Origin of the sequence: Micromonospora inaquosa (genome assembly GCF_003857055.1) — a bacterium.
In the GTDB taxonomy this organism is placed as follows: Bacteria; Actinomycetota; Actinomycetes; order Mycobacteriales; family Micromonosporaceae; genus Micromonospora; species Micromonospora inaquosa.
On record NZ_QGSZ01000237.1, the window covers coordinates 1 to 9,718 of the forward strand.

General features: G+C 72.0%; 9 protein-coding genes and 1 pseudogene. 7 read left to right on the plus strand and 3 right to left on the minus strand.

The features are described from left to right. Positions 1-535: aminotransferase class V-fold PLP-dependent enzyme (locus DLJ59_RS20560; protein WP_124774265.1), on the plus strand; the 535-nt coding region annotated here is incomplete at its 5' end. Further along, complete coding sequence (locus DLJ59_RS20565; RefSeq protein ID WP_091407500.1) at positions 532-765, plus strand: sulfurtransferase TusA family protein; 234 nt, start codon at positions 532-534, stop codon at positions 763-765. The genes DLJ59_RS20560 and DLJ59_RS20565, both read left to right, overlap by 4 nt. Before the next feature lie 168 nt (positions 766-933). Here the strand turns inward: DLJ59_RS20565 and DLJ59_RS20570 are convergent, their stop codons facing one another. From DLJ59_RS20570 to DLJ59_RS20580, 3 genes are all read right to left on the minus strand, one after another. Continuing rightward, complete coding sequence (locus DLJ59_RS20570; RefSeq protein WP_124774266.1) at positions 934-1,911, minus strand: carbohydrate kinase family protein; 978 nt, start codon at positions 1,909-1,911, stop codon at positions 934-936. A gap of 118 nt (positions 1,912-2,029) precedes the next feature. Beyond that, complete coding sequence (gene erpA / locus DLJ59_RS20575; protein WP_124774267.1) at positions 2,030-2,398, minus strand: iron-sulfur cluster insertion protein ErpA; 369 nt, start codon at positions 2,396-2,398, stop codon at positions 2,030-2,032. A 175-nt stretch (positions 2,399-2,573) separates the two neighbouring features. Beyond that, positions 2,574-3,719, minus strand: coding sequence for a glycerate kinase family protein (locus tag DLJ59_RS20580; RefSeq protein ID WP_124774271.1), 1,146 nt, complete (start codon positions 3,717-3,719; stop codon positions 2,574-2,576). A 68-nt stretch (positions 3,720-3,787) separates the two neighbouring features. Between DLJ59_RS20580 and nadA the strand changes: the two genes are divergently transcribed. The 5 genes and pseudogenes from nadA to DLJ59_RS36390 all read left to right on the plus strand — a co-directional run. After that, positions 3,788-4,987: a quinolinate synthase NadA gene (nadA, locus tag DLJ59_RS20585; protein WP_124774268.1), complete on the plus strand. Its 1,200-nt coding sequence runs from the start codon at positions 3,788-3,790 to the stop codon at positions 4,985-4,987. Positions 4,988-5,199: 212 nt separating this feature from the next. Further along, positions 5,200-6,555 (plus strand): UDP-N-acetylglucosamine 1-carboxyvinyltransferase, encoded by a 1,356-nt coding sequence (gene murA, locus DLJ59_RS20590; protein ID WP_030337972.1) that lies wholly within the window; start codon positions 5,200-5,202, stop codon positions 6,553-6,555. Between the two features lie 72 nt (positions 6,556-6,627). Beyond that, positions 6,628-7,221: a DUF3043 domain-containing protein gene (locus tag DLJ59_RS20595; protein ID WP_124774269.1), complete on the plus strand. Its 594-nt coding sequence runs from the start codon at positions 6,628-6,630 to the stop codon at positions 7,219-7,221. Positions 7,222-7,384: 163 nt separating this feature from the next. Then, positions 7,385-7,945, plus strand: coding sequence for a helix-turn-helix domain-containing protein (locus DLJ59_RS20600; protein WP_124774270.1), 561 nt, complete (start codon positions 7,385-7,387; stop codon positions 7,943-7,945). Positions 7,946-8,329: 384 nt separating this feature from the next. Further along, a pseudogene (locus tag DLJ59_RS36390) lies at positions 8,330-9,718 on the plus strand (hypothetical protein); the annotation flags it as partial.

A 9,718-nucleotide genomic window follows, 5' to 3' on the forward strand; every position in this document is an offset into this window, starting at 1 on the left:
ACCCGGGGTGGGGGTGCTGGCGGTCCGCAAGGGCACTCGGTGGGAGTCACCGTGGCCGGCGGACGAGCGGGAGAGCGGACGTACCCCTGGGGTGGTGAACCTGCCCGCGGTCGTGGCGGCGGCGGCGAGCCTGCGGGCGGCGGCGGCCGACGCGGCGGCCGAGGCGACCCGGCTGGCCGCCCTGGTGGACCGGATCCGGGAGCGGGTCGCGGCGGAGGTGCCCGACGTGGAGGTGGTCGGCGACCCGGTGCTCCGGCTCCCCCACCTGGTGACGTTCTCCTGCCTGTACGTCGACGGGGAGGCGCTGCTGCACGCCCTGGACCGGCGGGGCTTCGCCGTGTCGTCCGGCTCGTCCTGCACGTCGTCCACGCTGCGTCCGTCGCACGTGCTGGAGGCGATGGGGGTGCTCTCGCACGGCAATGTGCGGGTCAGCCTGCATCGGGAGACGACCGGGGCGGACGTGGAGCGGTTCCTGACCGAGTTGCCGGGCATCGTCGCCGGGCTGCGCGCCGAGGCCGGGGTGGTGGGGCTGTGACGATGCCGGACGAGGTAATCGACTGCCGGGGGCAGCGGTGCCCGCTACCGGTGATCGCGGCGGCGCGGCGGATGCCCGAGGTGCCGGTCGGCACGGTGGTCCGGGTGCTGGCCGACGACCCGGCGGCGGCGGTCGACATTCCCGCCTGGTGCCGGATGCGCGGCCAGGAGTTCCTGGGCTCGGTCAACGGCCCTGACGGCCCCGCCTACGACGTCCGCCGCACCCACTAGACGAGTGATTCCCAACCAAGGTTGACGAACGGCCGCGCGCTCGACTGGCCCGCCATGTCGATCTGCCGAGGAGCGGTATACCTCACAGGCATATTTACGCCTGTGAGGTATACCGTTCAATGTCGCATTCGCCCCGATGAACGTGGCCGACGGTGATCGGCCCAGCACTCACGGCAGGAGGTGAGGGCGGATTTCTTCCGCGGCGGCGTCGCCGTAGGACTCGGCCAGCCGCTTGACGAACAGGTCGCCGCGGACTTCGTACTCCTGGGTGCCGACGGTTTCCAGGACCAGCGTGGCCAGCAGCGAGCCGACCTGGGCGGCGCGTTCCAGGCCGAGGCCCCAGGAGAGCGCGGTGAAGAAGCCGGCCCGGAAGCCGTCGCCGACGCCGGTCGGGTCGACCGCCCGGATCTCCCGCGCGATGGGTACGTGGATCGGGTCGATGCCACGTCCGGCGATCTCCACACCGTGCTTGCCCAGCGTGGTGACCCGCACCTTGACCAGGTCCAGCAGTTGGTCGTCGCTCAGCTGCGCCTTGCTCTGCAGCAGCGACTTCTCGTAGTCGTTGGTCATCAGGTACTCGGCGCCTTCGATCAGCGCCACCACGTCCTCGCCGCCCATCCGGGCGAGCTGCTGGGACGGGTCGGCGGCGAAGGCGTACCCGCGGGTGCGGCACTCGGCCGAGTGGCGCAGCATCGCCTCGGGGTCGTTGGCGCCGACCAGCACCAGGTCCAGACCGCCGAGCCGGTCGGCGACCGGGGCCAGCTCGATGTTGCGGGCCTCGCTCATCGCACCGGCGTAGAACGACGCGATCTGGCACATGTCGGTGTCGGTGGTGCAGACGAAGCGGGCGGTGTGCGCCACCTCGCTGACGTGCACCGAGTGGCAGTCCACGCCGTGGCGTTCCAGCCAGGAGCGGTAGTCGGCGAAGTCGGCGCCGACCGCGCCGAGCAGCACCGGGCGCAGGCCGAGCTGACCCATCCCGAAGGAGATGTTCGCCGCCACGCCGCCGCGGCGGAGCACCAGGTCGTCCACCAGGAAGGAGAGGGAGACCTTGTGCAGTTGATCGGCGATGAGCTGGTCGGCGAAGCGACCGGGGAAACTCATCAGGTGATCGGTGGCGATCGAGCCGGTGACGGCGATCTTCATGTCAACCCTCGGGGTCGGGAGCAGGGCGCGGTCAGCCTACCGGTGTGGGACCCGACCGGCACGACGATGGGGCCGTCCCGGAGAACGGCCCCATCGTCGCTGGTGGTTGGTGCGTGACTCAGTTGAACGAGTCACCGCAGGCGCAGGAGCTGCCCGCGTTGGGGTTGTCGATGGTGAAGCCCTGGGCGTCGATCCGGTCGGCGAAGTCGATCGTCGCACCGGACAGGTACGGGGCGCTCATCCGGTCGACGACGACCCCGACACCACCGAAGTCGGTCACGACATCACCGTCGAGCGAACGCTCGTCGAAGAAGAGCTGGTACCGCAGGCCGGAGCAGCCGCCCGGCTGCACGGCGACGCGGAGCCGCAGGTCGTCGCGGCCCTCCTGCTCGATCAGGGCCTTGACCTTCTGCGCCGCGACGTCGGTGAGGACGACGGAAGTAGGGGCCTGGGCCTCGGTCGACTCGGTCTGCGCTGGCGTGGTCACGTGGAAGTCTCCCTGCGCGGTTTGGGTCCGGACGCACTGGCCAACGTCGTGCGCCGTCCAGTGATTCCCGGTTGTGGTCCTCGACCGATCGTACGCCGCCCCGGCCGGGTCCACCCGCGTGGCGTGACCCCCGCTCCAGGTCGGCCCGCCAGTGGGGCCGCCGACCGAGCGGTCGTCACGCTCGGCGACTCCACTGGCGGGCCAACCGGGCACCCAGCTCGCGCAACCCCTCCGCGGGCCGGCTCAGTGCGGCGTCGAGCCCGCCGCCCTCCTCACCACCGAAGTGCTCGACCAGGCTGTACGCGTCGGTCACCCCGGCCGACGCGGCCTCCCGCCGGCCGGTGCTCACCTGCCCGGCCACCACCACGCAGGGGACGCCCCGGTCGCGGGCGGCGCCGGCCACCCCGGCGACGACCTTGCCGCGCAACGACTGGTGGTCGAACGACCCCTCACCGGTGATCACCAGGTCGGCGGTGTCCAGTGCGGCGTCGAGGCGGGTGGCCCGGGTGACCAGGCCGATCCCCGACTCGCAGTCGCCGCCCAGGGCGAGGAGCGCCGCGCCGATGCCGCCGGCGGCCCCGCCGCCGGGAAGCGCGCCGAGCCCCGCCGGGCAACCGGCCAGGTCCCGTTCCAGCACCGCCGCGAAACGCTCCAGGGCCGCGTCGAGCAGCAGCACGTCGGCGCGGTCGGCGCCCTTCTGCGGGCCGAACACGTTGCTCGCGCCGTGCAGGCCGAGCAGGGGGTTGTCCACGTCGGTGGCCGCGACCAGCCGGACGCCGCGCAGCCGGGGCGCGCCGTCCAGCGCGTCGACCGCGGCGAGCGCCGCCCCGCCGTACGCCAGCGCGGCGCCGCCCAGGTCGAGCGGGGTCACGCCCAGCGCGGCGAGCATTCCGGCGCCGGCGTCGTTGGTGCCGGATCCGCCCAGCCCGATCACCACCGTGCGGGCACCGCTCTCGACCGCGGCGGCCACCAACAGACCCAGCCCGTACGAGGTGGTGGTCTTCGGGTCTCGTTCGGCTGCCGAGAGCAGGTGCAGCCCACACGCCTGCGCGCTCTCCAGATAGGCGGTCGTGCCGTCGGCGGTGAGCAGGATCTCACCGGCCGCCGGGCGGCCCAGGGGGTCGACCGTCGACACCGGCACCCGCCGACCGCCGAGGGCTTCGGCGAGCACCTCCACGAAGCCCGGCCCGCCGTCGGCGAGCGGCCGGATCAGCAGATCGTCTCCGTCTGTGACGGTGCGCCAACCGACGGCGACCGCGGCGGCCACCTCCGGGGCGGACAGGGTGCCGGCGAACTTGTCCGGGCAGAGCAGCACGCGCATGCCGAGCAGTGTGGCAGCCCACACCGAGCGAAGCCTCGTCGCGCTCGTGCTGTGGGAGCATGGGTTACGTGACTTCGACCTGGGTGGAACCCTCCAACACGGCGACGGCTCTGCTGCTGCTCGGCCGGGGCAGCGACCCCGACACCGAGCGCGGCGTCGAGTGTCCGGGCGACCTGCCGGCGCCCAGTGATCCAGATCTGGTGGCCCGGGCCACCGCCGCGAAGGCGAAGCTGGGCAGCAAGGTCTTCGTTCTGGGGCACCACTACCAGCGCGACGAGGTGATCCAGTTCGCCGACGTGACCGGTGACTCGTTCAAGCTGGCCCGGGAGGCCGCGGCCCGCCCGGACGCGGAGTACATCGTCTTCTGCGGCGTGCATTTCATGGCCGAGAGCGCCGACATCCTCACCACCGACAGTCAGCGCGTGATCCTGCCCGACCTCGCGGCGGGTTGCTCGATGGCGGACATGGCGGTGCTGGGCCAGGTCGAGGCCACCTGGGACACGCTGACCGAGTTGGGCATCGCCGGCGAGACCGTGCCGGTGACGTACATGAACTCGTCGGCCGACATCAAGGGTTTCGTGGGCCGCAACGGCGGCGTGGTCTGCACCTCGTCCAACGCCAAGCGCGCCCTGGACTGGGCCTTCGAGCAGGGCTCGAAGGTGCTCTTCCTGCCGGATCAGCACCTGGGCCGTAACACCGCGGTGCTGGAGATGGGCCTGTCGCTGGACGACTGCGTGCTCTACGACCCGCACAAGCCCGGTGGTGGGCTCACCCCGGAGCAGCTGCGCGACGCCAAGATGATTCTCTGGCGGGGGCACTGCTCGGTGCACGGCCGGTTCACGCTGGACAGCGTCAACGACGTACGGGAGCGGGTGCCCGAGGTCAACGTCCTGGTCCACCCGGAGTGCCGGCACGAGGTGGTCACGGCCGCCGACTACGTCGGCTCCACCGAATACATCATCAAGACGATCGAGGCGGCTCCGGCCGGTTCGGCGTGGGCGCTCGGCACCGAGCTGAACCTGGTCCGCCGGCTCGCGCTGGCGCACCCGGACAAGCAGATCATGTTCCTGGACAAGGCCGTCTGCTACTGCTCGACGATGAACCGCATCGATCTGCCGCACCTGGTCTGGGCCCTGGAGGAGCTGGTCGCGGGCCGGGTCGTCAACCAGATCACGGTGGACACCGACACCGCGCACCACGCCCGGGTCGCGCTGGATCAGATGCTCGCCCTGCCCGGCGCGGACACTCCGCCACCGACGGTGTCCTGATCACGATCCGTAGCGCTCTTGGTACGCAAAAGTGCCGGATCACCGATTAATGCCACACACGCCGATGTGACCGAGTCCTTTTTCGTCACCGAGGGCTATGCTGCCCAAGCGACGACACACGCGGGCCGTTTCGATATGGCCGCGTCCGGGGTAGTGACAACGTTCAGGCGCCCCACCATCAACACGGCAGCACCGACGCGCTGGAGGTTGCGTTGACCGACGACGTCCTGGTTGTGCACGGAGGCACTCCGCTCGAGGGGCGGATCCGCGTGCGCGGCGCGAAGAACCTGGTATCGAAGGCGATGGTCGCCGCGCTGCTCGGCGACAGCCCGAGCCGATTGTTCGACGTGCCCAAGATCCGCGACGTCGAGGTGGTGCGAGGTCTGCTCGGCTTGCACGGCGTCAAGGTCACCGACGGCACCGAGGACGGCGAGCTGGTCTTCGACCCGGCGAACGTGGAAAGCGCCAGCACCGACCAGATCAACGTGCACGCCGGTTCCAGCCGGATCCCGATCCTGTTCTGCGGCCCGCTGCTGCACCGCCTCGGGCACGCGTTCATTCCGGATCTCGGCGGCTGCCACATCGGCCCGCGCCCGATCGACTTCCACCTCCAGGCGCTGCGCGAGTTCGGTGCCACGGTCGACAAGCGGCCGGAGGGGTTGCACCTGTCCGCGCCGAACGGGCTGCACGGCACCAAGTTCGCCCTGCCGTACCCGAGCGTGGGCGCCACCGAGCAGGTGCTGCTGACCGCCGTGATGGCCGAGGGCGTCACCGAGCTGCGCAACGCCGCGGTGGAACCGGAGATCATCGACCTGATCTGCATCCTGCAGAAGATGGGCGCGATCATCAAGGTCCACACCGACCGGGTGATCGAGATCCAGGGCGTGCCCAAGCTGCACGGCTACACCCACCGGCCGATCCCGGACCGGATCGAGGCGGCGAGCTGGGCGGCCGCCGCCCTGGCGACCCGTGGTCACGTCGAGGTGCTGGGCGCGCAGCAGGCCGACATGATGACCTTCCTGAACATCTTCCGCTCGGTCGGCGGCGAGTACGAGGTCACCGACGCCCGCGCGCCGAAGCTGGGCGACCCCGGCCAGGAGGGCGGGATCCGCTTCTGGCACCCCGGCGGCGAGCTGAACGCGGTGGCGCTGGAGACCGACGTGCACCCCGGCTTCATGACCGACTGGCAGCAGCCTCTGGTCGTGGCGCTGACCCAGGCCCGCGGCCTGTCGATCGTCCACGAGACGGTCTACGAGCAGCGGCTGGGCTACACCGAGGCGCTCAACTCGATGGGCGCCAACATCCAGGTCTACCGGGACTGCCTCGGCGGCACCCCGTGCCGCTTCGGCCGGCGCAACTTCAAGCACTCCGCGGTGATCGCCGGGCCGAGCAAGCTGCACGCCGCCGATCTGGTCATCCCGGACCTGCGGGCCGGATTCAGCCACCTGATCGCGGCGCTCGCGGCCGAGGGCACCTCCCGGGTGTACGGCGTCGACCTGATCAACCGGGGCTACGAGGACTTCGAGGCGAAGCTCGCCGACCTCGGCGCGCACGCCGAGCGTCCGTAAGTCCCGACACACTCTTCACGCCCGGTGCACCGCGATGTGCACCGGGCGTGGACCGTTGGCTACCCTTGCCGCGTGCCGTCGCTCTTTCGCCGCAAGTCCACCGACCTCGTCGACGAGGCCGTCTCCTCGGTGTCTCCCGAGGAGACCGCCGAGCGTTCCCGGGGTTACACCCCGGCCAAGGGTCGGGAGACGCCCAAGCGGCCGACCGTCGGCCGCCGCCCGGCTGGCCCCACGCGCCCCCTCACCAAGGAGGAGGAGCGGGAGCGTCGCCGCCAACTGCGCGCCGAGGCCGCGTCGGAGTTCCGCCGCGAGGGTGGCCCCCGCGACCGTGGCCCGGAGCGGCTGCTGGCCCGCAACGTGGTCGACTCCCGGCGTACCGTCGGCACCTGGTTCTTCGGTGGCGCGCTGATCGTGCTGGTCGGGTCGAACGCGGCCATGCCGCCGCTGGTCCGGCTGATCTCCAACGTGCTCTGGGGTGCGCTGGCCCTGGGCGTGGTCATCGACTCGGTGCTGATCTGCCGCAAGATCAGCAAGCTGGTCCGGGAGCGCTTCCCGAAGACCGACCAGCGGATGGGCTCGCTCTTCCTCTACGCGGTCATGCGGTCGATCACCTTCCGGCGGATGCGCGCTCCCGCGCCGCAGGTGAAGCTGGGCGACAAGGTCTGACCCCAGCCCTCCAGATCCGTGCAACATCAGCGAAACTGCTGCCTCAGGACATCGTCGAGGCAGCAGTTTCGCCGTAACTGCGTGGATCTTGTCGTGCGTTCATCATGCTGAACGGGTCGCCGTTGTTCGCCACACCGAACGTTCGACCCAATGGAGCGAAGGCATGCCTTCGGAACCGGCTGCCCCGCTGGCCATCATCGCCGCGGCCCTGCGCCGCGAGCGGGAACGGGTCGACATCTCGCTGACCGAGCTGGCCCGCCGGGCGGGGGTAACCAAATCCACCCTCTCGCAGTTGGAGTCGGGCACCGGCAACCCGAGTGTGGAGACGCTCTGGGCGCTGGGCGTCGCCCTCGGCGTGCCGTTCAGCCGGCTGGTGGAGCCCGTCGACGACGTCGTACGGGTCATCCGGGCGGGGGACGGGCCGGACGTCCGATCCGAGCAGGCCGACTTCAGCGGAACGCTGCTCAGCGCCGGTGCGGCGCACCTGCGCCGGGACGTCTACCTGATCACGCTGGAACCCGGGGCGGTCCGGGTCGCCCGCGGACACACCCCCCGCAGCGTCGAACACGTGGTGGTCGCCGCCGGCCGACTGCGGGTGGGGCCCGAGGGCGCGCCGGTCGAACTCGACCCCGGTGACTACGCCACGTTCCCCGGCGACACCCCGCACCGTTACGAGGCGCTCGCTCCCGGCACGTTCGCCGTCCTCATCATGGAACATCCCTGACCGGACGCTGCGATCCCGACCGCAGCCAGGTGGTCGTCGAGTGCGGTATGGTCGGAGACCAGATTCGCTTATAGGCTCAAATGTCCGAAACCAATGGGATAACGTTTGCGCCGGTGGGCCGTACCACAGTGGCGGTGAGCGAGCCCACGCCGTTACCCTCCATCCGCAGCCACGGCCTGCCAAAGCGGCGACCTGACCGGCATGTGCGGCCCCAGCGCGACAATTTGCAACGAGGTGACAACGCGTGAGCGAGCGGACGCGAGCCGGCCACCGGGGCGTGGCAGGCGGCGACCGGACGCCCAGCGGTCACCCGGCGGCGGCTGCGGACAGCTCACCCACGGCGAGAATCGGCCCAGCGGCCGGGTGTGGCGACGGGCTCGCCGGATGAACGGCCGCTACACCGACCGGTGGCCAGACCCGAACGAACCGTCCTGGGTGATCGAACCGACCTCCGAGTGGCACCCCCAGTTCCCCGGCCAGCGCTACCCCGGCGACATCGGTATGCCGCACCAGCCGCCGCCGCGCGGACGGGCGACGGTGTCCGGCCGGGCCGAGGTGCCGCCACTCGCGCCCACCCGCCCGGACGGCACCTACCTCGGCCGGTCGTGGTCCGACGAACCACCGGCGGAACAGACACCCCACGGCCGGTCCTGGGTGGACGACGAGCCGGGCGAGACACCGGCCTACGGCCGGCCCCGAGGCGACGAGCGCTCGGCGGACACCTCGACCTACGGCCGGCCCGACAACGCCGACTCCCGCCACTACGACCACGAGCCGTACCGCCGTCCGCTGCCCGAGCCACCGCGCCGCGACGAACGCCGCTCCCCCGAGTCGGACCGGCGCACCGCCTGGTCCGACCGACGCCCCGCCGACGAGCGGGCGCCCGCGCGGGAAGCCGCCTGGCACCGCGACCAGCCCACCCCCGAACGGTACGACAGCCGCCGCCCCCGGCCGGAGCCCACCGAGCGGGACCGCGGCTACCGGGGCACACCGCCGGTCTCCCCCGCGCCCCGGCCGGAACCCGGCTGGGTGCCCGAGCCGGACGACGCACCACGCCGGCGCGGCACACCGGAGCGGCCGGCCGCCGGTTACGAACGGCACCCCGGCGACGGATACGGCGTCCGCCCCGCCCGCGACCACGATGGCCGGACCGCCGACGGGGCCGACCCTTGGGCACCCGTGGACGGCCGCACGCGGTACCGCGCCGACGGGTACCCGGACCGGGCCGGCGACGACCTGCGCCGCCCAGAGCCGCGCTACCGCGCTGACGAGGGGATGCCCCCACCCGACGGTGGACGACGGCGTCGACCCGAACCGGACCTGCCCGACCAGCCACGCCTCGACGACGACCGGCGTCGGCCCGACATCGACCCGCACTGGCAGCAGCCCCGTGAGGCGGCAGCCCGCGCCGAGGCGTACCCGGACCGGCGGCCCCGCGAACAGGCCCGCCCGGACGCGTACCTCGGAAACGGGTACCGCGAGAACGCGCCGCGTGAGGACACGTACCGCGAGCCCCGGCCGCAGCCGGGCCAGCGCTCGGACGGCAGTCTGCCCTGGCCACCACCGGGCCCGGTGCGCCAGGACCGCAGCCCGGAACGGACCCGCGAGCCGGGCCATCGCACCGAGCCACCCCGAGCCGAGCCACCGCGCACCGCAGACCCGCACCGGAGCGAGCCACCCCGCACCACGGACCCGCACCGCACCGCCGACCCGCACCGCACCGAGCCACCCCGCACCGCGGACCCGTACCGCAGCGCCGAGCCGGGCGTCGCG